Genomic DNA, 24283 nt, shown 5'->3' with positions numbered 1-24283 from the left:
TGACCTGGCCGGTGCTACTGTGAACGGCACAACTGAACATCCTTGTCCGACAGGGGAGCGTCCGCCGCAGGCATGCGGCCAGGCGCTGAGAGTGGGCTCACGGCCCAGACCCTAGAACCTGCCCAGGTTAGAACCTGCGAAGGGAGTCGCATATGCCTATCTCTGCGCCCTCAGCGCATCCATCACCTGCCCGCACCCGCCGCACCATGCGCTGGAGCGTGGCCGATATCCTCGTCGCCTCCACGCTCGCCGTGGCCTCCGGCGTGATCTTCTGGGGCTGGAACCTCAGCTATCACCTGGTGGGCAACCTCTTCGCTGTCTATCCGCCGGTGGAGACCCTGGTCCACGGCATGTGGCTCTTCCCCGCAGTGCTCGGCGCCCTGGTCATCCGCAAGCCCGGAGCCGCCCTGTACTGCGAGCTGGTGGCCGCCGCGATCTCCGCGCTGCTGGGCGCCCAGGCCGGTCTGACCGTGCTGGTGGCCGGATTCTTCCAGGGCCTGGGTGCGGAGCTGATCTTCCTGGCGCTGCTCTACCGCCGGTTCAGCCTGCCCCCTGCCCTGCTGGGCGGAGCTGCGGCGGGACTGCTGGGCGGCATCAACTATCACTTCGTGCTCCACTCCTATGCCTACGCGCCGCTGGAGACGATCATCCACATCAGCTGCTTCGCGCTCTCCGGGGCGGTGATCGCGGGTCTGCTCCCCTGGGTGGGAACCCGCAGCCTGGCCCGAACCGGTGTGCTCAGCCCGCTGTCCTCCCGCGGTGCCCACCGCGAACCCGTCCTGTGAGGGGCCGGGCTGTGAGGGAGACGGAAGATCTCCGACAGGAGGCGGAGCCGACAGCCTCACCGGCTGGATGGAGCTCGCCGGAGACGGCGTGCACGGAGACTGCGAGCGCGGAGGCCCCGCCCGGTGCCGCAGTGCGCGCCGAGTCCTGGACCTGGCAGCATCCGGACCGCAGCTCCCCCGCGGTGGAGGAGCTCAGCCTGGACATCCGTCCCGGGGAGAAGGTGCTGATCACCGGGGCCTCCGGCTCTGGGAAGTCCACGCTGCTGCACGGCTTGGCCGGAGTGCTCCCCGCCGAGGGGGCGAGCACCTCGGGACGGCTGCTGATCGACGGGGCAGAGCCCGCCGAAGTCCGCGGCCGGGCCGGTCTGATGCAGCAGGATCCCGAGGCGGCCGTGGTGCTCTCCCGAGTGGGCGATGACGTGGCCTTCGCCCCGGAGAACCTGGCGGTGCCCCGCGAGGAGATCCCGGACCGGGTCCGCGAGGCGCTGCAGGCCGTGGGGTTGGAGCACCTGCCGCTGGAACATCCCACCGCCCAGCTCTCGGGCGGGCAGAAGCAGCGCCTGGCACTGGCCGGGATCCTGGCGATGCGCCCGGGGCTGCTCCTGCTGGACGAGCCCACCGCCAACCTGGACCCAGACGGCGCCCTCCAGGTCCGCGACGCCGTACTCTCCGCAGCTGAGGCCACCGGGGCCACTCTGCTGGTGGTGGAGCACCGCACCCACCGCTGGGCGGCCGCGATGGACCGTGTCATCAGCCTCGACGCCGGACAGGCCGGCAGCGGAGCGGGGCTCGGCAGCGCCGATCAGAGGTCCCCAGACCCACACAGCCCAGATCGTTTCCTCGCCGTGCTGCCCGACTGGTCTCCGCCTTCTCATACTGGGCTCTCTCCCACCGGCGAGACTCTGCTCCGGGCCGAGGAACTCGCCGTCCATCGGCATCCGCCCACCACCACCTGGCGAAGCCGCCAGCCACCTGCCCCGGTGCTCAGCGGAGTGGAGCTGAGCATCCGAGGCGGTGAGGCGGTGGCCATCACCGGGCCCAACGGCGTCGGGAAGTCCACGCTGCTGCTGACACTGGCCGGGCTGATCCCGCGTCATGGCGGCCGCCTGGAGCCGGATCCGGAGGCCATGACCTCCCAGGAGCTCATCAGACATTCGGGGATGGTCTTCCAGGAGCCCGAGCATCAGTTCCTCCGCGCCACAGTGGCTGAGGAGCTGGAGCACCGGCAGGACCTGCTCCATCAGCTGCGGCTGAACCATGTGGCCGAGGCCAACCCCTTCACCCTCTCCGGCGGCGAGAAGCGGCGGCTCTCCGTGGGCACCGCCCTGGCCTCCGGGGCTGAGCTTCTGCTGCTGGATGAGCCGACCACGGGTCAGGATGCCGCCGCCTTCGCCGATCTGGTGACCCTGCTGCGCGATCATCTCGACGCCGGCGGGGCGGTCATCGCAGTGACCCATGACGAGGATCTGCTGACCGCACTGCAGGCCAGGCGCCTGGAGGTGACGGAGCACAGCCGCGCCGCCGCCTCGCCGGGTCAGCCCTCGGATGAGACCCCTGAGGCCTCCTCCCCTGAGCTGCCGGGCTTCGGCGCCGTCCGCTCCACCTCCTGGCTGGGCCGGCGCGGCCCGCTGGGCAAACTGATCGTCCTGGTGCTGATCACCCTGGCCCTGGTGGCCTCCATCGACCTGGTCTCCGCGGCGGTGGTGGTCCTGGGCTGCTTCGCCCTGCTGCCTCTGGCGGGGATCCGTCCGCTGGCGCTGATGCGGCGGATCTGGCCCTTCGCCGTCGGGGCGCTGCTGGCGGTCTGGGGCACCGCCATCGCCGGGGAGGAATCGGGACGCGTGCTGGTGGACTTCGGCTTCACCACAGTGAGCACCGGCTCGGTGATGCTGGGCCTGGCTCTGGGGCTGCGCGGCTTCGCCATGGTGCTGCCCAGTGTGATCATCCTGTCCACCACCGATCCCACCGACCTGGCCGACTCCCTGGCCCAGCAGCTGAAGCTGCCGGCGCGGTTCGTGCTCGGCGCCCTGGCGGCCATGCGGCTGATGGGGATGCTGGCCGCCCAGTGGACCACATTGGGTCATGCGCGGCGGGCCCGGGGTCTGGGCAGGGGGCGCGGCTTCGGCTCCCGGCTGGCCAGCACGCTCTCACAGATCTTCGGGCTGCTGGTCCAGGCCATCCGCACCGCCACCCGGCTGGCGGTGACCATGGAGTCCCGCGGCTTCGACGGCGGTCCGCGCAGCTGGGCCCGGCCGGCACAGTTCACCGCGGCGGACCTGCTGGTGGTCCTGGGCGGTGCCGTTCTGGCCGCTGCCGCCACAGCCGCGGCCATGGCCGCCGGGACCTGGTCGCTGGTCTGGTGAGGGCGGCGCTGATCGGGCCGGAGCTTATAGGCTGGCCAGGTGAATGACGCCCGACTCATCGACCGCTTCTCCCCTGTTCTGCTGGCGGCACTTCCGCAGGAGGACCCCGAGGCCGCCGTCCATGCAGAGGTGCTGCACCAGTACTGTCTGAGCGACGGACTGCTGGAGCTGCTGGACTGGTCCCGCCAGGGGGTGGGCGCCGACCCTCTGGCCTGCATGTGGCTGGCCTCTCTGCGCTGGTACCGCCTGATCACCGGTCAGTTCCCGCCCGGTGCGCCGGAACCGCCGGCCCGCGACGCCGACGCCGCCCTGCCGAAGGCCATCAGGAACCGTCAGCTGCGCGTGGCCGAAGGCACCGGCGCGGTGAGCCTGGCCGGTCTGGCCGACGGAGAGATGGCCTACCCCAGCGCCCCTGCCCAGCCGGAGAGCGACGATGCCGCAGCGCTGCTGCGCGTGGTGCCGCTGGGCCTGGTCCCCTATATCGAGGAGCAGATGCGGCGCAGCTGGGTCTCCCAGGCCGTCTCGCTGACCCAGGGAGCCCCGGCGCTCATCGAGGCAGCCGAACAGCTGGTGATGCTGGTCCACCGCAGCGCCTCGGGTGAGCTGGAGGACCCGGCTGACGAGCTGGAGGAGATCCTCACCCGGGTGGAGGCTCCGGAGGAGATCGCCCAGGTGCTGCGCGCTCAGCTGCAGGCCTGCGTCAGCGGTGAGCCTCAGTCGCAGGGCCCTGCCGCTGAGGCGGTGGCCGCTCTGGCTCAGGAGTGGGAGCGGGTCACTCGGCCGGCCTGAGCTGATCGGCGGGGATCATGCTGCCGTCCTCGGCCACGGCTCCCACGGGCCAGGACTCGGCCAGTGCCACGCGGAACTCAGGCTCTGACATCAGACGGATGGGCTGGCCGGCCTCGATGCGGCGCAGCGCCTCCCGGGCCTTATTGCTGCCCAGCGCCCGCTCGGCGGCCGGGTCGACCTGCCCGGCGGGAGCCTCCAGATCGGTCAGGGCGAAGCCGTCGCCGATGACCAGCACTGTGGTGGCGCCGTTGACCTTCGAGGACATCGCTCCCCCGTGCTGGGCCACCAGCCGCTTGGCCTCTGAGCGGGAGACGGCGAGGTTGCCCGTGAAGACGAAGCTCTGCCCGTAGAACGGGTGGGAGGGGTCGGCGTCGAGGGCCGGCGGCAGGTTCTTGCCCTCGTCCTGCCAGCGCATCAGATCCGGCAGATCCTCGGCGTTCACGTTCGGCGTGCGGCTGTCGAAGAGATAGGCCATCTGGCGCACCTGGGCGGTGGCCCGCGACTCCTGCTCCCGCGGCACGGTCCAGGGCTCCAGCTCCTCGGCCGGGATCCCGCAGTCGGCCGCCAGCTGCTCCACCGAACGGGCGCCGCGGCGCCGGGCGATGTCGCAGACGATGGCGGCTGAAGCGCGCGCATCCTCCAGGGCGTGATGGTGGTTCTGCAGCGGGCAGCCGGCCTCCTCCGCGGCATAGGGCAGGGCGTGTGAGACCAGGTCATAGACCGCTCGGGACAGCTGGACCGAGCAGAAGCACCGCAGTCCCGAAGAGTCCAGGCCGCTGACCTCCAGGGCAGCCTCGAAGACTTCGATGTCGAAGCTGGCGTTGTGGGCCACCAGCACATCGGTCCCGATGAACTCCCGGATCTGCGGAAAGAGCTCGGCGAAGCGCGGAGCGCCCTGGGCAGATTCTGCGGTGATGCCGTGGATGGACACGTTCTTCGGGTCGAAGCGGTCGAAGCCCTCCGGCGGACGCATCACCGCGTAGAAGCTGTCCACCTCGAGTCCGTCGCGCACCTTGACCAGCCCCACCGAACAGGGAGAGCCGCGGAAGCCGTTGGCCGTCTCGAAGTCGACGGCGGTGAAGTTCAGGCCGGCGACCGGTTCGCCAGACACCTAGGCCAGCACCTGCACCACATGATCGCGCAGCTGGGCGAAGGCCTTCCCGCGGTGGGAGATCGCGTTCTTCTCCTCCACGCTCAGCTCGGCGCAGCTGCGGGTCTCCCGCAGCGGCTGCAGGATCGGGTCATAGCCGAAGCCCTCCTCCCCGCGCGGGGCCGTCAGCAGCGTGCCCTCGAGGCGTCCGAAGGTGGTGACCTCCTGCGGCGGGGCCCCTTCGGCGCTGGGGACCACCAGGGAGGCGGCACAGACGAAGGCCGCCGCGCGGTGCTCCTCGGAGATGTCGCCGAGCTGCTCCAGCAGCAGCTGGAGGTTCGCGGCGTCGGAGGCGTTCTTCCCGGCCCAGCGGGCGGAGAAGATGCCCGGGGCTCCGTGGAGGACTTCCACGGCCAGGCCCGAATCGTCGGCCACCGCCGGCAGACCGGTCTGGGCGGCCACCTCGCGGGCCTTGATCAGGGCGTTCTCTTCAAAAGTCACCCCGGTCTCAGGGATCTCCGAGCATCCGGCCGTCTGGGCGTCGGTCACGGCAGTCTCGAGGTCGAGATCGGCCAGCTGTGGGTTCTGGGCCAGCAGCGCCCGGAACTCACGGACCTTGCCCTGATTCCGGGTGGCCAGGACGATGCGGGCTGCGCTCATGCTGCGGAGATCCTCTGCTGACCCAGGGCCTCAGCCTGTGCCTCAGCCAGCTGTCCGGTGCCCACCAGGGCCAGGTCCAGCAGCTGATCCAGCTCGGCACGTTTGAAGGGCACACCCTCAGCGGTGCCCTGGATCTCCACGAAGTCTCCGGAGCCGGTGGCGACCACGTTCATATCGGTCTCTGCGGTGGAGTCCTCGGTGTAGGGAAGGTCCAGCACCGGGGTGCCGTCGGGCAGGATGCCCACTGAGATCGCGGAGACCGAGTCGGTCAGGACCTTGGCGTTCTTGGCCACGTGACCTTCGCCGCGGGCCCATTCGATGGCATCTGCCAGGGCCACATAGGCGCCGGTGATCGCGGCGGTGCGGGTGCCGCCGTCGGCCTGCAGGACGTCGCAGTCCAGGGTGATCATGTTCTCGCCCAGCGCCTTGGTGTCCACCACCGCACGCAGGGCCCGGCCGATCAGCCGGGAGATCTCATGGGTGCGGCCGCCGATCTTGCCCTTGACCGACTCGCGGGAGGAGCGGGTGTTCGTGGCTCGGGGCAGCATGGCGTACTCGGCGGTGACCCAGCCGGTGCCCTGGCCCTTGAGCCAGCGCGGGACGTTCTCCTCGAAGCTGGCGGTGCACAGCACCTTGGTGCTGCCGAACTCGATCAGCGCCGAGCCTTCGGCGTGGGCTGACCAATTGCGGGTGATGCGCACCTCGCGCAGCTGGTCCACGGCGCGGCCATCGGTGCGGTGGTAGGTCTGTGCGTTGTTCTCATGAGATGTCATAGGTGACTCCTGCGACGGCGACGGCGAGGTCGCCGTCGTAGTTTTCCTTGGTCTTCTCCAGGACCACCTTCTGTGAGGTCCAGACAGGGATATGGGTCAGCAGCACACGCCGGGCGCCGGCCTGGGACGCCATCTGCCCGGCCCGGGCACCGTTGAGGTGGATGCCGTCGAGATGATCGTCCCGGCCGTCCTCGAAGGCGGCCTCGCAGAGGAACACATCGGCGTCGCGGGCGGCCTCCACCAGATCCTCACAGGCATCGGTGTCACCGGAATAGGTGAGCACTGTGGTGCTCCCGTCGTCGCCGGGGCCCTCCACGCGCAGCGCATAGGCCTCGTCGATGGGATGGCGCACCGGCACCGGAGTGATGGTGAACGGTCCGATCACCACAGGCCGGCGCGGCTGCCAGACGCGGAAGTCGAAGTCGGGGTGCATGCCCGGATCGGGATCCAGACCGTAGGCGTTGGCGATCCGCTGGTCGGTGTCGGTGGGCCCGTAGACCGGCAGGTGCTTGCCGGGCCAGCCTCCGGGACGCCAGCGCACCGCCACATGCATGCCGCAGAGGTCCATGTAGTGGTCCGGGTGCAGATGGCTCAGGCAGATCGCATCGAGGTCCTCGAGCTGCGTGTGCTGCTGGAGATTGCCGAGTGCGCCGTTGCCCAGGTCCAGGATGATCCTCCAGGTCCTGCCCTCGTGCTCGGCGCTGAGCAGGTAGCAGGAGGCCGGAGACTCGGGCCCCGGGAACGAGCCGCTGCATCCGATGATGGTCAGCTTCATCCTGCCAGCCTATCCTCCGTGATGCGTTCGATCACACCGGTCGGGTAGGTCTCGGTGACGTGGTCGACCTGCTTCACGCTGAGCACCTCAGGTCCCAGGAAGCGGCGGGCCAGCTGCTCGAAGGCCTCGGCGTCTCCGGTGGAGAGGAACGAGTGGGAGGCCCCGGCGGCTCCGGTCTGGGCGGCCGACTCCTCGCGCAGCAGCTCCTCCCGGGTCAGGGCCCGGTAGAGATCCTTGGGCGTCTCCTCAGCCGAGGAGACCAGGGTGACCGACTCGCCCATCACATAGGAGAGCACGCCGGTCAGCAGTGGATAGTGGGTGCAGCCCAGCACCAGCGTGTCGACGCCGGCTGCCTTCAGCGGAGCCACGTACTCCTCCGCGGCGGCCAGCAGCTCATCCCCGGCGGTGATCCCCCGCTCCACGAATTCGACGAATCGCGGGCAGGCCGCCGAATGGACCTCCAGCTGCGGCGCGGCGGCGAAGGTGTCCTCATAGGCGCGCGACCCCACGGTGGCTTGGGTGCCGATGACGCCGATCTTCCCGTTGCGGGTGGCGGCCACAGCGCGGCGGACGGCTGGCTGGATGACCTCGATGACCGGGATCCCATAGCGGGCGGTGTAGCGCTCCCGGGCGTCGCGCAGCACGGCCGCGGAGGCTGAGTTGCAGGCGATGACCAGGGCTTTGACCCCGTTCTCGACCAGCTCGTCCATGATGCCCAGTGCGTGGGCGCGGACCTTGGCGATCGGCAGCGGACCGTAGGGCCCGTGCGCGGTGTCGCCCAGATAGGTGACCGATTCGTTCGGAAGCTGGTCCAGCACGGCACGGGCGACGGTCAGACCGCCGACCCCGGAGTCGAAGATGCCGATCGCGGCGTTGCGGTCTCTCACTCGTCACCGCCCTCGGCGTCGGGCAGATGCGTGAGCATGGCGCTGAACAGCGTCTCCTGCAGCCAGGTGATGAACGTGTAGATCTCGGCCATGAAGCTCTCCGTGTCCTTGGCCTTGGAGTGCATGGCCTTCTGATGGACAGCCTCGGCGTCGTCGTCGTCCTCGATGCCCAGCCGGACTGAGAGGGTCAGCCGCAGATCGTTCAGGGCCCGGCCCAGGATGGGCGCCTGCTGCTCGCCGAGGCGGATGGGCGAGCTCTCCAGCCACATGCGCGCCGCCCGCAGGTCAGCGATCTTGGCCTCCCGCAGGGAGGCCTCGGCGAGTCTGCGGAACTGGCCGGCCTCTTCGGGGTCCTCCGAGGCCTCGGGCAGCAGGCGGCGCAGCACCGGGTCCTCAGGAGCCTCCAGGGGCTGTTCCTCGCCGAGGCCGGCCAGCTCGGCGCGGAAGTGGGCGAAGAGCGGGTCCTCCTCTGCCGCGTCGGCGTCAGAATCGGCGTCGGCGCCAGTAGCGGCGTCGGCGTCCGTCTCATCCTCGGCCTGCGGCTGGTGCTCCCCAGTCTCTGCGCGCCCTTCGAGCAGCTGGATGACATCGCCGCAGAGCGTGCTCAGCAGACGCCGTTCGTGGGCGTCCAGCTCAGCGCGATATCCCGTGGAGGTGGCGCGGAATCCGACCGCCACTACTCGGATTCCTCGAGCGTGGCCTGCAGGCCGTACTGATGCATGGCGGTCACATCGCGCTCGGCCTTCTCACGCGCGCCGCCGGCGACCACGGCCCGGCCCTCATGGTGGACCTGCAGCATGAGTTCGTGGGCGCGCGCCTCGGAGTGACCGAAGTAGGAGCGGAAGACCCAGCTGACGTAGGACATCAGATTCACCGGGTCGTTCCAGACCACCACCTGGTACGGGCGCTGCTGGAGGGACCGGGTGCTGAGGTCAGTCTCTTCACGGGTGAGCGTGGATCCCTGAACGGAACTCATGGCCGATATTCTACGCTGGAGGCTGTGACACACGAATCCTCTGCCCCCGTGAGCTCCACTGCACTGCTGACCGACCAGTACGAGCTGACCATGGTCGAAGCCGGCCTGGCCTCCGGCGCGGCACATCGCCGGTGCGTCTTCGAAGTCTTCGCCCGCAGCCTGCCCCGAGGCCGCCGCTACGGAGTGGTCGCAGGCACCGGACGCATGCTCGAAGGCCTCGAACAGTTCCGATTCGGCGGCCCCGAGCTGGACTGGCTGGCCTCACGGAAGATCGTAGGCGAACAGACCCTCGAGTTCCTGCGCGACTACCGCTTCTCCGGCAGCATGTGGGGCTACCCCGAGGGCGAGGTCTACCTGCCGCACTCTCCGGTGCTGCGCGTGGAGGCGAGCTTCGCCGAGGCCTGCCTGCTGGAGACCTTCATCCTCTCGGTGCTCAACCACGACACCGCCATCGCCTCGGCCGCCTCCCGGATGACGGTGGCCGCCGGGGAGCGTCCCTGCGTGGAGATGGGCTCCCGGCGCACCCAGGAGATGAGCGCGGTGGCCGGAGCCCGCGCCGCCGCCGTCGCCGGCTTCGCCGCCACGTCCAACCTGGAGGCGGGCCGCCGGTGGGAGCTGGGGACCTTGGGCACCGCCGCCCATGCCTTCACGCTGCTGCATGATTCGGAGGAGGAGGCCTTCCGCGCGCAGGTGGAGGCCTTCGGGCCCGGCACCACGCTGCTGGTGGACACCTATGACGTCGAGGCCGCGGTCAACAAGGCCGTGGAGATCGCAGGCCCGGAGCTGGGCGCAGTGCGGCTCGACTCCGGAGACCTCGTGGAACAGGCCCATGAGGTCCGTCGCCAGCTCGACTCATTGGGCAACACCTCCACCCAGATCATCGTCTCCTCCGATTTGGACGAGCACGCCATCGCCCGTCTGCAGTCGGCGCCGGTGGACTCCTACGGAGTGGGCACCAAGCTGGTCACCGGCTCCGGCGCTCCGACCGCCTCGATGGTCTACAAGCTGGTGGAACGCACCGACGACGCCGGCACCCCGGTCCGAGTGCGCAAGAGCTCCTCCGGCAAGGAATCTGTGGGCGGGGCCAAACAGGCTGCCCGGCGCTATGACGCCCAGGGCCGGGCCGACGCCGAACTCGTCGGCCTGGGCGAACTGCCCACCTCTCCGGATCAGCGCACGCGGGAGCTCATGGTCCCCCTGGTGCTCGACGGCCAGGTCCAGCCCGGGCACACCGGTGCTGAGGGTGTCCGCCGCGCCGCCCAGCGGCACCGCGATTCGGTGACGGAGCTGCCGGCCGCGGCGCAGCGGCTGCAGGAGGGTGAAGCGGTCATCCCGACCATCTTCGCCTGAGACCTCGGCGGCGCCCCTGCACCTTCCGTAGACTGGAGCCATGAGTGAGGCACTGATCATCGTCGACGTCCAGAACGACTTCTGCGAAGGGGGCTCGCTCGCTGTGGCCGGCGGCGCCCAGGTCGCAGCAGACATCAGCGAATTTTTGGAGGAGAACTCCGCGGACTTCGACGCCGTGGTCACCACCCAGGACTGGCACATCGACCCGGGGACCCACTTCTCCGAGGACCCGGACTACCGGTCCACCTGGCCGGTGCACTGCGTGGCCGGGACCCCCGGGGCCGAACTGCACGAGAACCTCGACACCGAGCACGTCGACGCCCGCTTCCTCAAGGGGCTCTACTCCTCGGGCTACTCCGGCTTCGAAGGCCTGCAGGGCGATCCGGAGAAGGTCGGCAGCCTCGAAGGCGAGAAGGGCATCCGAGTCGAACCGGCCGACGCCGTCGAGGAGGATGCCCAGGACCTGCACCTCTGGCTGCAGGACCATCAGATCGACGCCCTGACCATCGTGGGACTGGCCACCGACCACTGCGTGCGCGCCACAGTGCTGGATGCGGTGGAGAACGACTACCGCGTCCGAGTGATCCGCGAACTGACCGCAGGGGTGGACGAGGACGCGGTGCATCAGACCTACGACGAGTTCGCCGAGGCCGACGTCGAGGTCATCTCGCTCGAGGAGATCTAGGAGCTGACATGGAAATCACCCGGTGCACCATCACCTTCGACGCAGCCGATGTGCAGCTCGAGGCGGCATTCTGGGCCGCGCTCTTCGACGGGGTCAGTGAGGGCGACCACCAGTGGCGGGTCGTCCGCGCCCCGGACGGCACTGTTCCTGTGGGCGTCCAGCTGGCCCAGCGGCACCGGGTGGAGCCGCAGTGGCCCGGCAAACCGGCAGACACGCACCTGGATCTCTGGGTCAGCGACATCGACGCCGCCCACGAGGAGGCGCTTGCCCACGGCGCCGAGCTGCTGCAGCCGGCCGCCGGCGGTGAGAACTTCCACGTCTACGCCTCACCGTCCGGCCACCCGTTCTGTCTGTGCTGGCCGGTGGAGCAGCTCAGCGCCTGATCAGCCAGCTAGCGCTGTCCGACGAACCAGCCCTGCAGCTTCTTCAGCCGCTGCTCCAGCTGCGCCTGATCGGCCTGAGGCACGGCAGGGCCGCCGCAGGCCTCACGCAGCTTGTTGTGGATGGTCCCCTGGTGCATCCCCGTCTTGGCCGAATACGCAGAGACCGACTTGTTCAGCTGCGACCTGAGGTCCTTGAGCCGACGGTGATCCACCACATCAGCTGCCTTCTGCTCCGCCGCTCGGGGCTGACGCTTGAGCTGCTCAGCCTGATGCTGGCGCAGCAGCGTGGAGACCTGCTCTGGTTCCAGCAGCCCGGGGATCCCCAGAAAATCCATCTCCTCGTCCGAACCGACAGCACCGCCGAGGCCGAACTCGTCGCCGTCGAAGAGGACCTTGTCGAAGGAGGCGTTGGAGTGCAGCGCGGAGAACTCCCCCTGGGCCAGCGACTCTGAGGCACGGTCCTCCTTATTGGCCTCCTCCAGGAGGTCATCGTCCAGACCTTCCTCGGCCTCCTCCTCCACGGCGGACTTGGGCACGTCCAGGGCGTGGTCGCGCTCCTCCTCCATCTCGTTGGCCAGGCCCATCAGCACCGGCACCGACGGCAGGAAGACCGAGGCGACCTCGGCCTTCTTCCGAAGTCGCACGAAACGGCCGATCGCCTGAGCGAAGAACAGCGGCGTCGAGGTGGAGGTCGCATAGACACCCACACACAGCCGTGGGACGTCCACACCCTCGGAGACCATGCGGACTGCCACCATCCACATCTTGGAGCCGTCCTCGGAGAACTCCTCGATCCTGTCCGAGGCGCCCTTGTCGTCGGAGAGCACCACAGTGGTCTTCTGCCCGGTGAGCCGGTCCAGCTGATCCGCGTAGGCGCGGGCGTGCTCGTGGTCGGTTGCGATGACCAGGCCGCCGGCGTCGGAGATCTTGTCCCGGACCTTCAGCAGGCGCTTATGCGCTGCTGCAAGCACCGAGGGGATCCACTCGCCCTCCGGGTTCAGCGCAGTGCGCCAGGCGTGGTTGGTGATGTCCTTGGTGGCCGCCTCGCCGAGCTGGGCCTCCATCTCCTCACCGGCGGAGGTCCTCCACCGCATGTTTCCGGAGTAGGCCATGAAGACCACCGGACGGACCACGCGGTCGGTCAGGGCCGGGCCGTAGCCGTAGGAGTAGTCGGCCTTGGAGCGCCGCACGCCGTCGGCGTCCTCCACGTAGTCGACGAACGGGATCGGTGCCGTATCCGAGCGGAACGGTGTACCGGTCAGCGCCAGACGGCGCACGGCGGGCTCGAAGGCCTCACGGACGCCGTCGCCCCAGGAGAGCGAATCACCGGCGTGGTGGATCTCGTCGAAGATGACGAAGGTCCGCCCGGCCTCCGTCTTGTTCCGGTGCAGGGCAGGCTTATTGGCCACCTGGGCGTAGGTCACCGCCACACCGATGAACTGCTGACCGTGTCGGCCGTCGGAGTTCTTGAAGTTCGGATCGATGTTCAGGCCCACGCGTGCCGCGGCATCGGCCCACTGACGCTTCAGGTGGTCTGTGGGCGCGATGACGTAGATCCGGTTGATCTCCCCGGACTCCACGAGCATCTTGGCCACACGCAGCGCGAAGGTGGTCTTACCCGCACCCGGGGTGGCCACCGTCAGGAAGTCTTTGGGCCTCTTGCGGATGTAGAGGTCCAAAGCCTCCTGCTGCCACTGGCGCAGCGTGCCGGCAGTGCCGTGGGCCGCGCGGTGCGGGTAGACCGGTGGGAGCGATGAGCCGACATCGGTGCCGACGTCGAAGAGCGTCTCTGCCTCAGCGGCAGAGGAGTTGATCTCTGTCACAGGCGGCAGGTTCAGCTGCGGCCGAAGCCGAAGAAGCCGCCGCGCTTGCCGCCCTTGCCGGAGTCGTCGCCGTCTCCGCCGCCCTGCATCTCTTCATAGATCTCTTTGCACTCCGGGCAGACCGGGAACTTCTCGGGGTCCCGGGAGGGAGTCCAGACCTTGCCGCAGAGCGCGACGACGGCGCCGCCCTCCAGGGCGGACTCCATGATCTTGTCCTTCTTCACGTAGTGCGCGAACCGCTCGTGGTCACCAGGATCAGCCGGCTGCTGGACGGTCTCCCGCTCAATGGTGGCCGCCCCTCCGCCGGCAGGAGCAGAGGCTGGGTCAGCAGTGCGCATGTAGGGATTCTGTTCGGCCATCATGTTCTCCATTCTACGCGTAGGTGCGGATCTGCTGATAGATCTCCGGAAAGCGGCGGTCATAGGTGCGGGCACCGCTGCGGATGCCCCAGAAGAGCACGAGCAGTCCTTTGACCAGCGCCACGACCAGCAGAGTCGCCGCGGCCCAGGTGCCGGACGTGACCAGCCACACGATCCACAGCACCAGCTCAGGAATCATCAGCACCACCATGATCAGCCAGGAGGCGAACTGCACGATCAGGGATCGGCCGGCCGAGCCCTGAGGCGTGGCGAAGGGGCTCTCCCCCGGCTGCGGCACCGGGTAGAGCAGCCGCGCCGAGGTCACCGAGGAGATCCCGACGCCGACCAGCAGCATCCCCAGGCTCAGCCCGAGACAGACCAGCACCGTCGCCGCGCCGCCTGCCAGCAGCGCAGGGATCCCTGCGGCCAGCAGCGTCAGCGGCAGGGCGAAGACCAGCACAGCTGCGGCGCGTCCCAGTCGGTCATCCAGCCCTCGCACCCCCGCAGTGACGTGCTGAGCGAAGGCGGTGCTGTCATAGGAGAGATCCGCGGCGATCCCGAAGCCCAGCATCCAGGCCACGAACGGGCCCAGGCCCAGCAGCATCCAAGCGTCACCGAGTTGGGCGGACATCACGATGCCCACCACGGCCAGCACGGGCACGATGATCAGCGAGGCGCCGTAGCGCGGGTCCCTGAACCAATAGGTCAGGCAGCGTGCTGCCACTGCGCCCCACGGCGCCGACGGAGCCCAGGCGAACAGGCCGATCGCGCCGCGCCGAGCAGTCCGGGTGCGGGGCGCGGAGACCGGCCGTTCGGTGATGGTGACCATCCCGGCCCGGATCACCGCCAACGCCGCCGCTGCGGTGGCCAGCAGCACCACGGCACGGACCGCGGTGCCGACCAGGTCGCCCTCAGCCACCGCCGCCGGCAGGGCGGGTCCAGCCGCCAGCGGGGTGTAGCTGAGGACCTCAGCGATCCTCGGCAGAGCCTCGCCCAGACTCTCGAAGGCGCTGGTGATCGACATGACGATCGGTGCGGCGCCGACGGCGACGGCCACGCTCAGCAGCGCGAGCACGTCCCGTGACCTCCGGCCTGCGAACCAGGCGCTCATCGCCGTGGTGATCGCCTGAGCGACCATGGAATAGGTCAGCAGCAGCAGCGGCAGGCTGAGCAGCGACGTCGCCAGCGCACCCGGATTCCAGCGCCACAGCAGCACCTGTCCGACCAACCACATCAGAGTGATCACCGAGCCCACTGAGATCAGCGCTGCGACGACCAGTCCGGCGATCAGAGAGCGGCGCGGCACCGCATAGGTGATCAAGCGGCGGGGATCCATCAGAGAGTCCCCGCCGGAGACGAACAGCGGGACGAGCGTCCACAGGAGCATGGCCGCAGCTCCCGTCAGGGCCGAGAAGGTCAGCAGCGACTGGACGGGTTCGAGGCCGCGGCCCACCTGCACCTGGACGACCATCAGCATCGTGGCCATGCCCAGCCCGTAGATCAGCACCAGCAGCGTGCCGAGGATGGTCCAGACCGAGCGGGTGAAGTCATTGGCCATCAGCTGCAGCTTCAGCCGGATCAGAGTCGCAGCCAAGTCAGCTCCTCTCCCCCGCCCTCAAGGCCGACGAGCTCCACGAACCGGGACTCCAGGTCCTGACCGGCCCGGACCTCCTCCACCGTGCCGGCAGCCACCAGACGGCCCTCAGCGATGATGCCCACGTGGCTGCACATGCGCTGGACCAGGTCCATCACGTGGCTGGAGACGATGACGGTGCCGCCGGAGGCGACGAAGCTGTCCAACAGCCCACGGATGGTCCGGGCTGAGACCGGGTCGACCGCTTCGAAGGGCTCATCGAGGACCAGCAGCTCCGGGGCGTGGACCATGGCAGAGGCCAAGGCGATCTTCTTGGTCATACCGGCCGAGTAGTCGGCCACCGGCTTGCCGGCATCCTCCTCCAGGCTGAGCACCCGCAGCAGGTCCTCGGCGCGTTCAGCGACGGTGCCCCGGTCCATGCCGCGCAGCAGTCCGGCGTAGGTCACCAGCTGTTCACCGGTGAGCTTGTCGAAGAGCAGCACGCCGTCGGCCAGCACACCCATGGCCCGCTTGGCTGCGATGGGGTCCTGCCAGACATCGATGCCGCTGACCAGCGCGCGGCCGGCGTCGGGCCTGAGCAGACCGGTGGCCATGGAGAGCGTAGTGGTCTTGCCCGCCCCGTTGGGGCCGACGAAGCCGTAGAACGAGCCGCGCGGCACCTCGAGGGACAGGTCCGCGACCGCGGGCCGGCCTCCGTAACGCTTGGTCAGACCGTCGAGCCTCAGTGCAGGGGTGTCCATGCCCTCACACTAGCTGTGGGCGCTGATCCCTGGAAACGCGGCGCAGGACTGGAACCGGAACGCAGGACTGGATGCCGAACTCAGAACAGGGCGCGGGCCAGCTGCTTCCGGGAGGCCTGGACCCGGGGATCGCTGTCTCCCACCACCGAGTAGAGCTCCACCAGGTGGGCTCGGACCGTCTCGCGCTCGTCGCCCTGGTGCAGCTGGATGAACTTCACCAGACGGGAGAACGCATCCTCCACGTGGCCGCCGAGGACATCGACATCGGCCACTGCGGTCTGGGCCTGGGGGTCGTCGGGGTTCTGCGCGGCCTTCTGCCGGACGTCGTTGAGGTCCACACCGGAGGTCCGCTTCATCAGCTGAACCTGTGCCAGACCCAGCTTGGCGTCCTCATCCCCTGGCTTCTCGCGGATGGCCTCCTCGTAGGCGGCCTGGGCGGCGTCGAGGTCTCCCTGCTCGAGGGCGTCGTGGGCCTTCTGGTGCAGCGGCGGCAGTTCCTGCTCTGCCTCCTCGGCCGCCCCGCCGGCACGCTTGGACTGCGGCGGCAGAGCCTGCGTCATGCCGTTCTGAGTGGCCAGCTGGACCATCTGGGAGACCAGCTGACCCAGCTGCTCCTGAGGCACCGACTTGTCGAACTCGCCCACCGGGCGCCCGCCGATGAAGGCTGTGGCCACCGGGACCTGATCGGCTCCCTGGGCCTGAGCCATCTCCGGGCTGGACGCATCGATCTCGGCCATGAGGACGCGGCCCTGCTGGGCGTCCACCAGGTCCTCCAGGGCGGTGCGCATGCGCTCGGAGTCGGAGTCGGTGCCGTGGATCAGCACGATCACCGGCACCTGGGCCGAGAGCTGGACGACCTGCTGCAGCTCCTGAGGCGAGACTGAGATCACCCAGCTGTCCGCCCCGCCGCCGGACTGCGACGAAGCGGGGGCGGCCGAGGGACCGCCCGGAGCAGGAGTCTGGCTTCCCTGGGGATCGGGCGCCAGAGAGGACAGATCGACTGCCCCCTGGGTGTTCACGGGCCGCGACTCAGGCTGCGGCTGCTCAGAGCCTTGCGGAGGATTGACCGACAATTGACACCTCTCAGGATCGGGTGGGTATCACTCGTGGATGTTCACGTCACTGACAATATAGTCGACACCCAGGACCGTGATCTGCTCGTCCTCCTCTGCGGGGATGTGCAGGATCAGGGACTCACGGCTGAGGATGTCGGTGTCAGCGGTGGTGGAGCTGGTCCCGGCCAGCTCATTGAGCAGGCCTTCCTCACCGAAGTTGATGGCTGCCCCGGGCTCATCGGGCCGCAGCTGCTCCGTGGCGTCGAAGCTGCCCACGGCCAACACTGAGCCGTCCGGAAGCCGCAGCGCCGCGGCGTCGTTCAGCGGACGGGTGTAGGAGACCGTCACATCCGGTGCGGAGTCGCGGACCTCCTGCTGGTAGCTCTGCAGGTCTTCGATGTAGGCGCTCTCCCTCACGTGCATGCCGAAGTAGTAGTCGGCGTTGTTCAGGAAGACCGCGGTGCGCTCCATGGCAAGATCTGCCGGGAAACGTGCGGTCTCCGAGGAGGGGCTGACGGCGCCCACGCCACCGTCCTCAGCGGACAGGCCCGGGAACTCGGCCGAGGGGTCCATGGTGACGGCCTGGGTCAGCTTGTAGTTCTCCCGTGCAGACTCCTGCTCCAGCATGAGCACCTGCGGCAGTTCGGCGTCCTCGTGCTGGGTGATGACCAGGGCCTGGCGGGGGAAGCCCTGCTCCGAGGTCACCGCCGCCGAGAGGATCTCGGTGCCGATGGGCTCGGGCTCGGCGTTGTCGCTGATCTCGCTGTTGCGGTAGGACAGCTCCCGGACGTCCAGGGCGTTGCCGCCCACCCGGTCCTCGAGCAGCTCGGCGTCACCTGCCTCATCGCCTTCAGCGACGACCTCGGCGATGTCCTCCACGATGCTCTCCAACTGACTGTCGACCAGCACGGAGTAGTCCTGGGTCTCGGGAGCCTCGCCAGGGGTCCCGTCCTCCTCAGAGATCTCCTCATCAGCCTCAGGGGTCTCACCGTCCGACTCATCTGCGTCGTCCTCGCCCTCCTGCTGTTGGGGCTGATCCTCCTCCTGCTGCGCCGTCATCAGGGAGGGGCTCAGTGCGATGGCCACCGCCGCGACAGTGGCCACAGAAGAGCGCTTCCAGCCTCCGCGCTGATCGCCCTCATCCTCACCGGGCGCTTCGTCCTCACCGGTCACTTCGTCACCACCTGACTCGTCCGCATCGCCGGTCACGTCGTCCTCCTGAGCCGCCGCAGGGATCACCGTGGTCTCGTCCTCTGCGGGCTCATCCTCAGTGGTCTCATCCTCTGTGGGCTCGTCGGGCTGCCCGACGGAGCCTGCGCCCTCATCCGACTGAGCCTGGTCATCCACATGGGCCTGGCCTCCGACACCGTCGCCGACCTCCTCCTCGGCCTCATCAGATTCGACCTCAGTCTCCGGTGCGTCCTCGGCAGACTCGGCCGCGGGATCGACCGACGCGGTCGACTGCTGCGCCGCCTCCCCCTCCGGGGCGGCAGACTCGTCCCCGGCAACACCAGAACCGGCAGCCACAGAACCGGCCGCGGCCGTCTGTTCCGAATCGGCGGTCTGATCCGACTCCGCGATCCTCGACCGCCCTGCCCGCTCAGCGCGGCCGAGGGCCAGAGCACGGTAGAACAGCACGATGGCCACCAGGATGGCCAAGGCGCCCAGCACGATGAGGATCACCGGCATCGCAGTGTCCTCCTCCTGGGTGATCTCCGTGCTGAACTGAGCCGGTGCTGGCTCACTGCCGTCGCGGAAGAGCATCAGCGCCCACTCGCCGGACTCGTCCGGTGCGGCCCACTGGTAGTCCAGAGCTCCTTCAGTAGTCTCGGCCGCCACCCACATATCCGAGTCCGCGGGATTCGGGACCTCGGACTCACCGTCGACGAACTCGACGTCCCAGCTGCCGCCGCCCTCGCCGTCCTCGACGACGCCGTCGACACGGAGATGGGCGGCGTCATCGACCCAGGACTCGATATCGTGCAGACGAGCCAAGGCCACGGTGTATTCACCGTCCGCCTCGATCGTGAAGGTCTCCCGGCCCGAGCCGGGATCCACCACGTCCTCGGTGATGACCGTCAGCGGGGCCTCGCCCTCTGCCGCGTCGCTTTCGACGACGGTGGTGGTCTCGGGAGCCCAGGCGGTCAGCTGACCGATCCCGGTGCCGAGCGCGGCCAGGCCGAGGACGAAGGCGATGATGGGTGAGATAAAACGCACGAGACGACAGTCCTTATGGGATGGTGAAAGACAGTGGGCTGTTCCAGCGTTCTAGGATAACGTAGGTAACAATACGATTACAATCAGGAGGGTCCGCCCGTGACTGAAGAGCAGGGACGTGCGCTGCAGCCGGTCCACGCCGCGCGGCCGGTCTACAGCGGCTTCATGTTCACTGTGGGCGCCGGGTTGGCGCTGCTGATCTTCTTCGTCGCCCAGGCGAACACGCAGCTGCTGGTCTGGATCGGCGCCGCCCTGTTCATCGCTCTGGGACTGGACCCGGTGGTCCGTGCTCTGGAGAAGGCCGGACTCCCCCGGCCCCTCGGGGTGCTGGCGACCATGCTGGTCTTCGTGGGCGCGATCGGGACCTTCATCGCCGCCGTGGCCCCGACGGTGACGCACCAGATGACCCGGTTCATCACCTCTCTGCCCGGCCTGATCGACGGCATCGCCCACTCCGAGTGGTTCCAGCGGCTGGACGACGACTTCGAAGTCCAAGAGATGGTGCTCTCGGAGGTCAACCGCTTCACCGACGAACCCAGCAACATCACCAGCGCCCTCGGCGGACTCTTCGGCGTCGGGACCGCCATCGTGACCACCGGCTTCGGCATGCTGGTGGTCGCCGTGCTGGCGCTCTACTTCCTGGCCTCCCTGCCCGCGATGAAGTCATGGGCCTACAGCCTGACCCCACGCTCCCGACGTCGCCGGGTCCGCCAGCTGGGCGACCGCATCCTCCACGGGGTGGGCTACTACGTCATCGGGCAGGCCTGTGTGGCGCTGATCAACGGGATCGTCGCCTACATCGCGATCAGCATCGCAGGCGTCCCCTTCGGCGCCCTCTTCGCGGTACTGGCCGGGATCCTGGCATTCATCCCTCTGGTGGGACCGGTCACCGGCGGTACGATCGTCACCCTCTTCGCCCTGACGGTGGACTGGCAGACTGCGCTGACCTTCGGACTGATCTACTTCATCTACCTGCAGGTGGAGGCCTACTTCGTCGCTCCGCGCATCATGTCCCGCGCGGTGAAGATCCCCGCCGCGGTGGCGGTCATCTCAGTGATCGCCGGAGGCTCACTGCTGGGCGTGCTCGGTGCCCTGATGGCCATCCCGACGGCGGCCGCACTGATGCTGCTGCTGCGTGAAGTCGTGATCCTCCGACAGGAGAGCCGCTGAGCGGCCGCCCAGCCGAACCCACCTCAGCTCAGCTCAGCTCAGGCGATCTTCCAACAGTGCCTGTGCCAGTGACGCCGTTCCCCCGCGGCGTATTCGTCCCCGAAGAGCGAGTCGGCCGGCCAGACCACCACATGGGGCACAGCCGGCGGGATCTCGAGGTGACAGCCCGGACAGGTATAGCTCTTCTGCGCCGCGGCAGCTGAGATCCAGCGGACGTGGTACTCACGTCCCCGGCGTTTCACTGTGCCTGCGGAGATGCCGCCCGGTGCGAAGGTCCCTGCGGACAGCGGACGATGCTCCCGCTGCCATTTGCTGCTTCCACGCCGCCCCTTTCCCATAGAGGCAGCTCAGAAGAGTCGGCTCTCGGCGTCGTCCACGCCGCGCATCTCGTCATAGTCCAGGACCACGCAACGGATCCCTCGGTCCTCCGCCAGCGTGCGCGCCTGAGGCTTGATCTGCTGGGCGGCGAAGATACCCTCCACCGGAGCCAGCAGCGGATCACGGTTGAGCAGGTCGAGATAGCGGGTGAGCTGTTCGACGCCGTCGATGTCTCCACGGCGCTTGAGCTCCACGGCGACGTGCCCGGAGGGCCCCTTGGCCAGGATGTCCACCGGGCCGATGGGGGTGGGGTGCTCCCGACGGATGAGACTGTGCCCGTCCCCCAGGCGTTCGATCTGTTCGGCCAACAGGCGCTGCAGATCCGATTCCACGCCGTCCTTGATCAGTCCCGGGTCGACGCCCAACTCATGGGAGGAATCGTGCTCCACCTCAGCGATGAGGATGCGCAGAGTGTCATCTGACTTCTCTGCGCTCACAGTCCACACCTCGGTGATACCAGCTTCGCTCTGCTGCTCATCAGGCTCGGAGACCTTCATCCGGGCAGGCGGGGACATCCAGTTCAGCGGCTTATAGGAGCCGCCGTCGGAATGGATGAGGACGCCTCCGTCGGCCTTGACCATGAGGAGACGTTTGGCCATCGGAAGCTGGGCGTTCAGCCGTCCCGAGTAGTTCACCGAGCATGTCGCAATCACCAGTCGCACAGTCCACGATCCTATCGGACCCGCGCTGGGAAGCACGAAGCCCCGCATCCCTCTGTGAGGAGGGATGCGGGGCTCGGCGCGTGTGAAGTGAGAGTCCCGCTCAGGCCTCGCTGAGCTGGGCGTCGTCGGCGACGATGGTGACCCGGTCGGAGTCGACCGAGAAGAACCCACCGTTGACTTGAGCCTTCACCGGCGCTCCCTGGACGGGCTCGATCACGAGCTCACCCTCGGAGAGCAGCGAGAGCACCGGGGTGTGCCCGGGCAGGATGCCCATGTCACCCTCGATGGTGCGGCCGCGCACGGCCTTGGCAGCCCCGGACCAGACGGCATGGTCGCTCGCGACGACTTCGACGTCGAGTTCAGCCATGATCGATCACGCCTTCTTCTGCATCTCGGCGTACTTCTTCTCGACGTCGTCGAGACCACCGATGTTGTAGAAGGCCTGCTCGGGCACATGGTCCAGGTCACCGTTGGCGATGGCGTTGAAGCCCTCGATGGTGTCCTTGATCGGCACAGTCGAGCCCTCCACACCGGTGAACTGCACTGCGGTGTAGGTGTTCTGGGACAGGAACTGCTCGATGCGGCGTGCACGCGAGACGACGATCTTGTCCTCTTCGGAGAGCTCGTCCACGCCCAGGATCGCGATGATGTCCTGCAGCTCCTTGTTCTTCTGCAGGATCTGCTTCACGCGGGTGGCGCAGTCGTAGTGCTCCTGGCCGATGTACTGCGGGTCCAGGATGCGCGAGGTCGAGGTCAGCGGATCCACTGCCGGGTACAGACCACGGGAGGCGATCGCACGGGAGAGCTCGGTGGTCGCATCCAGGTGGGCGAACACGTTGGCCGGAGCCGGGTCGGTGTAGTCATCCGCCGGGACGTAGACGGCCTGCATCGAGGTGATGGAGTGGCCGCGGGTGGAGGTGATGCGCTCCTGCAGCACGCCCATCTCATCCGCCAGGTTCGGCTGGTAGCCCACTGCCGAGGGCATGCGGCCCAGCAGCGTGGAGACCTCGGAGCCGGCCTGGGAGAAGCGGAAGATGTTGTCGATGAACAGCAGCACATCCTGGTTCTTCACATCGCGGAAGTACTCCGCCATGGTCAGACCGGTCAGCGCCACGCGCAGACGGGTTCCTGGAGGCTCATCCATCTGGCCGAAGACCAGGGCGGTGTCCTTCAGGACACCGGCCTCCTCCATCTCGACCCAGAGATCGTTGCCCTCACGGGTACGCTCGCCGACGCCGGCGAAGACGGAGGTTCCGCCGAAGTTGCGGGCCACACGGGTGATCATCTCCTGGATGAGGACCGTCTTGCCCACACCGGCACCGCCGAAGAGGCCGATCTTGCCGCCCTGGATGTAGGGGGTCAGCAGGTCGATCACCTTGATGCCGGTCTCCAGCATCTGGGTGGAGCCCTCCAGGGTCGCGAAGTTCGGCGCCTGGCGGTGGATGGGCCACCGATCCTCGACCTCGAGGTCGGAGATCGGCATGTCCAGGGTCTCGCCCAGGACGTTGAAGATGTGGCCCTTGACGCTGTCGCCCACCGGCACCGAGATCGGTGCGCCGGTGTCCTGGACCGGAACACCGCGGACCAGGCCGTCGGTGGCCTGCAGGGAGATGGCGCGCACCAGGTTGTCACCCAGGTGGGCCGCCGTCTCGAAGGTGATGGTGCGGGAGGTGTCACCCAGGGTGATCTCCGCAGTCAGGGCGTTGTACATCTCCGGGATGGCGTCGGCGGGGAACTCGATGTCCACGACCGGGCCGATGACCCGGGCGATGCGACCGGTCGCACCCGGCTGAGCAGTCCCGGCGGACTGTTCTGCAGTAGTGGCAGTCATCTCTCTCACTTCACTTGATTGTCGATGATGTCGAACGTTCGTCAGCTCGAAGCCAGGCTGTCGGCACCTGCGATGAGCTCGGAGAGCTCCTGGGTGATCTCTGCCTGACGGGCGTTGTTGCGCAGCAGCGTGTACTTGCGGATGAGCTCGTCCGCGTTGTCCGCAGCCGACTTCATAGCCCGCTGGCGCGCCGCCAGCTCGGAGGCCGAGGCCTCCAACATGGCCGAGAAGATGCGTGACTCGATGTACCGCGGAAGCAGTGCGTCGAGGACCTCCTCTGCGCTGGGCTCGAACTCGTAGAGCGGGTGGGCTTCGGCGTCGTCGTCCTGCTTCACGGCCAGGGGCAGCATCCGGTGGGCCACCGGCTCCTGCTTCACCATGGACTGGAACTCGGTGTAGACGAGGTAGAGCTCATCGACACCGCCGTCCTCGGTGGGCTGGAGGAAGCGGTCCACCAGAGTGCGGCCGATCTCCTGGGCACGCTCGACGTCGGGGCTGTCGGTGTTGCCGGTCCAGACGGTGGCGTACTCGCGATCCCGGAAGTCGTAGAAGGCCTGAGCCTTCCGTCCGTAGAGGTACGGCACGACGTCCTTGCCCTCTTCGCGCAGCAGTGCGGTCAGGGACTCACCGCGCTTGAGCACGTTCGTCGAGTAGGCGCCGGCGAGTCCGCGGTCGGAGGTCATGATCAGCACTGCCGCCCGGGTGGGGTTCTCCACCTTCTGGGTGAGCACATGATCGATGTCATCCTGCGAGGCCACGGCCGACACCGCACGGGTGATGGCGTTGGCGTACGGCAATGCCGCCTGGGCACGGTCGCGCGCCTTGCCGATGCGCGAGGTCGCGATCAGCTCCATCGCCTTGAAGATCTTCTTCATCGACGAGGTCGATGCGATCTTCTGGCGGTAGACCCGGATCTGGGCTCCCATGCTTGTCCTTCC

24 protein-coding genes and 1 riboswitch are annotated in these 24283 nt (G+C 68.2%); of the genes, 7 read left to right on the top strand and 17 right to left on the bottom strand.

Annotated features, from left to right (window positions below; translation table 11 throughout):
• Nucleotides 1-41: 41 nt before the first annotated feature.
• A riboswitch (TPP riboswitch) is annotated at nt 42-162 on the top strand.
• The 3 genes from JOF45_RS04420 to JOF45_RS13245 all read left to right on the top strand — a co-directional run bounded on the left by JOF45_RS04420 (nt 153) and on the right by JOF45_RS13245 (nt 3937).
• The gene (locus JOF45_RS04420; protein WP_210048146.1) at nt 153-785 is read left to right on the top strand and encodes an ECF transporter S component; all 633 of its coding nucleotides are present in this window, start codon (nt 153-155) and stop codon (nt 783-785) included. It overlaps the preceding riboswitch by 10 nt.
• 11 nt (nt 786-796) lie before the next feature.
• Nucleotides 797-3148 carry an ATP-binding cassette domain-containing protein gene (locus JOF45_RS04415; RefSeq protein WP_210048145.1) on the top strand — a complete coding sequence of 784 codons (2352 nt, stop codon included), beginning with the start codon at nt 797-799 and terminating at the stop codon, nt 3146-3148.
• 39 nt (nt 3149-3187) lie between these two features.
• The gene (locus tag JOF45_RS13245) at nt 3188-3937 is read left to right on the top strand and encodes an ADP-ribosylglycohydrolase family protein (RefSeq protein WP_210048144.1); all 750 of its coding nucleotides are present in this window, start codon (nt 3188-3190) and stop codon (nt 3935-3937) included.
• On the opposite strand, the gene JOF45_RS04405 is transcribed toward JOF45_RS13245, so the two are convergent.
• Genes JOF45_RS04405 through clpS form a run of 7 tightly spaced genes read right to left on the bottom strand, consistent with a single transcriptional unit; the run spans nt 3921 to nt 9098 of the window.
• A complete protein-coding gene (locus JOF45_RS04405) occupies nt 3921-5048 on the bottom strand; it encodes a 3'-5' exonuclease (RefSeq protein ID WP_210048143.1) in 1128 nt (375 codons plus the stop codon). The genes JOF45_RS13245 and JOF45_RS04405 overlap by 17 nt on opposite strands.
• Nucleotides 5049-5687 carry an RdgB/HAM1 family non-canonical purine NTP pyrophosphatase gene (gene rdgB, locus JOF45_RS04400; RefSeq protein WP_210048142.1) on the bottom strand — a complete coding sequence of 213 codons (639 nt, stop codon included), beginning with the start codon at nt 5685-5687 and terminating at the stop codon, nt 5049-5051.
• Nucleotides 5684-6460, bottom strand: coding sequence for a ribonuclease PH (gene rph / locus JOF45_RS04395; protein WP_210048140.1), 777 nt, complete (start codon nt 6458-6460; stop codon nt 5684-5686). Before rph ends, rdgB begins: the two co-directional genes overlap by 4 nt.
• A complete protein-coding gene (locus JOF45_RS04390) occupies nt 6447-7235 on the bottom strand; it encodes an MBL fold metallo-hydrolase (RefSeq protein ID WP_210048139.1) in 789 nt (262 codons plus the stop codon). The genes rph and JOF45_RS04390 overlap by 14 nt, the downstream gene beginning before the upstream one ends.
• Nucleotides 7232-8122, bottom strand: coding sequence for a glutamate racemase (gene murI / locus JOF45_RS04385; protein WP_210048138.1), 891 nt, complete (start codon nt 8120-8122; stop codon nt 7232-7234). Before murI ends, JOF45_RS04390 begins: the two co-directional genes overlap by 4 nt.
• Nucleotides 8119-8799, bottom strand: coding sequence for a DUF2017 family protein (locus JOF45_RS04380; protein ID WP_210048137.1), 681 nt, complete (start codon nt 8797-8799; stop codon nt 8119-8121). Before JOF45_RS04380 ends, murI begins: the two co-directional genes overlap by 4 nt.
• On the bottom strand, nt 8799-9098 hold the full coding sequence (gene clpS / locus JOF45_RS04375; RefSeq protein ID WP_210048136.1) for an ATP-dependent Clp protease adapter ClpS: 300 nt from the start codon (nt 9096-9098) through the stop codon (nt 8799-8801). The genes JOF45_RS04380 and clpS overlap by 1 nt, the downstream gene beginning before the upstream one ends.
• Nucleotides 9099-9146: 48 nt before the next feature.
• On the opposite strand from clpS, the gene JOF45_RS04370 reads away from it, so the two are divergent.
• From JOF45_RS04370 to JOF45_RS04360, 3 genes are read left to right on the top strand one after another with little or no spacing between them, the layout of a single operon-like run.
• Entirely contained in the window at nt 9147-10448 is a 1302-nt protein-coding gene (locus tag JOF45_RS04370; protein WP_210048135.1) for a nicotinate phosphoribosyltransferase, read from the top strand.
• Between the two features lie 40 nt (nt 10449-10488).
• Nucleotides 10489-11133 (top strand): isochorismatase family protein, encoded by a 645-nt coding sequence (locus tag JOF45_RS04365; protein WP_210048134.1) that lies wholly within the window; start codon nt 10489-10491, stop codon nt 11131-11133.
• 8 nt (nt 11134-11141) lie between these two features.
• Complete coding sequence (locus tag JOF45_RS04360; protein ID WP_210048132.1) at nt 11142-11516, top strand: VOC family protein; 375 nt, start codon at nt 11142-11144, stop codon at nt 11514-11516.
• A gap of 8 nt (nt 11517-11524) precedes the next feature.
• Here JOF45_RS04360 and JOF45_RS04355 read toward each other — a convergent pair whose 3' ends face one another.
• The 6 genes from JOF45_RS04355 to JOF45_RS04330 all read right to left on the bottom strand — a co-directional run bounded on the left by JOF45_RS04355 (nt 11525) and on the right by JOF45_RS04330 (nt 19304).
• Nucleotides 11525-13339 (bottom strand): DEAD/DEAH box helicase, encoded by a 1815-nt coding sequence (locus JOF45_RS04355; protein ID WP_378578975.1) that lies wholly within the window; start codon nt 13337-13339, stop codon nt 11525-11527.
• A gap of 11 nt (nt 13340-13350) precedes the next feature.
• On the bottom strand, nt 13351-13701 hold the full coding sequence (locus JOF45_RS04350) for a DUF3039 domain-containing protein (protein WP_210048130.1): 351 nt from the start codon (nt 13699-13701) through the stop codon (nt 13351-13353).
• A gap of 10 nt (nt 13702-13711) precedes the next feature.
• On the bottom strand, nt 13712-15292 hold the full coding sequence (locus JOF45_RS04345) for a transporter (RefSeq protein ID WP_210048129.1): 1581 nt from the start codon (nt 15290-15292) through the stop codon (nt 13712-13714).
• Nucleotides 15277-16032 (bottom strand): ABC transporter ATP-binding protein, encoded by a 756-nt coding sequence (locus JOF45_RS04340; protein WP_210048128.1) that lies wholly within the window; start codon nt 16030-16032, stop codon nt 15277-15279. The genes JOF45_RS04345 and JOF45_RS04340 overlap by 16 nt, the downstream gene beginning before the upstream one ends.
• An 80-nt stretch (nt 16033-16112) precedes the next feature.
• The gene (locus JOF45_RS04335) at nt 16113-17051 is read right to left on the bottom strand and encodes a tetratricopeptide repeat protein (protein WP_342591385.1); all 939 of its coding nucleotides are present in this window, start codon (nt 17049-17051) and stop codon (nt 16113-16115) included.
• Between the two features lie 81 nt (nt 17052-17132).
• Complete coding sequence (locus JOF45_RS04330; RefSeq protein ID WP_210048126.1) at nt 17133-19304, bottom strand: midas domain-containing protein; 2172 nt, start codon at nt 19302-19304, stop codon at nt 17133-17135.
• A 99-nt stretch (nt 19305-19403) separates the two neighbouring features.
• On the opposite strand from JOF45_RS04330, the gene JOF45_RS04325 reads away from it, so the two are divergent.
• On the top strand, nt 19404-20474 hold the full coding sequence (locus JOF45_RS04325) for an AI-2E family transporter (RefSeq protein WP_342591384.1): 1071 nt from the start codon (nt 19404-19406) through the stop codon (nt 20472-20474).
• A gap of 347 nt (nt 20475-20821) precedes the next feature.
• Here JOF45_RS04325 and nucS read toward each other — a convergent pair whose 3' ends face one another.
• The 4 genes from nucS to JOF45_RS04305 all read right to left on the bottom strand — a co-directional run bounded on the left by nucS (nt 20822) and on the right by JOF45_RS04305 (nt 24271).
• Complete coding sequence (gene nucS / locus JOF45_RS04320) at nt 20822-21514, bottom strand: endonuclease NucS (protein WP_210048125.1); 693 nt, start codon at nt 21512-21514, stop codon at nt 20822-20824.
• 100 nt (nt 21515-21614) lie between these two features.
• On the bottom strand, nt 21615-21881 hold the full coding sequence (locus tag JOF45_RS04315; protein ID WP_210048124.1) for a F0F1 ATP synthase subunit epsilon: 267 nt from the start codon (nt 21879-21881) through the stop codon (nt 21615-21617).
• Nucleotides 21882-21887: 6 nt separating this feature from the next.
• Nucleotides 21888-23345 (bottom strand): F0F1 ATP synthase subunit beta, encoded by a 1458-nt coding sequence (gene atpD / locus JOF45_RS04310; RefSeq protein WP_210048123.1) that lies wholly within the window; start codon nt 23343-23345, stop codon nt 21888-21890.
• 41 nt (nt 23346-23386) lie between these two features.
• On the bottom strand, nt 23387-24271 hold the full coding sequence (locus JOF45_RS04305; RefSeq protein WP_210048121.1) for a F0F1 ATP synthase subunit gamma: 885 nt from the start codon (nt 24269-24271) through the stop codon (nt 23387-23389).
• Nucleotides 24272-24283: the final 12 nt, after the last annotated feature.

The sequence above is a fragment of the Nesterenkonia lacusekhoensis genome (assembly GCF_017876395.1).
Taxonomy (GTDB): Bacteria; Actinomycetota; Actinomycetes; order Actinomycetales; family Micrococcaceae; genus Nesterenkonia; species Nesterenkonia lacusekhoensis.
This window is presented reverse-complemented; position numbering and strand designations above follow the sequence as displayed.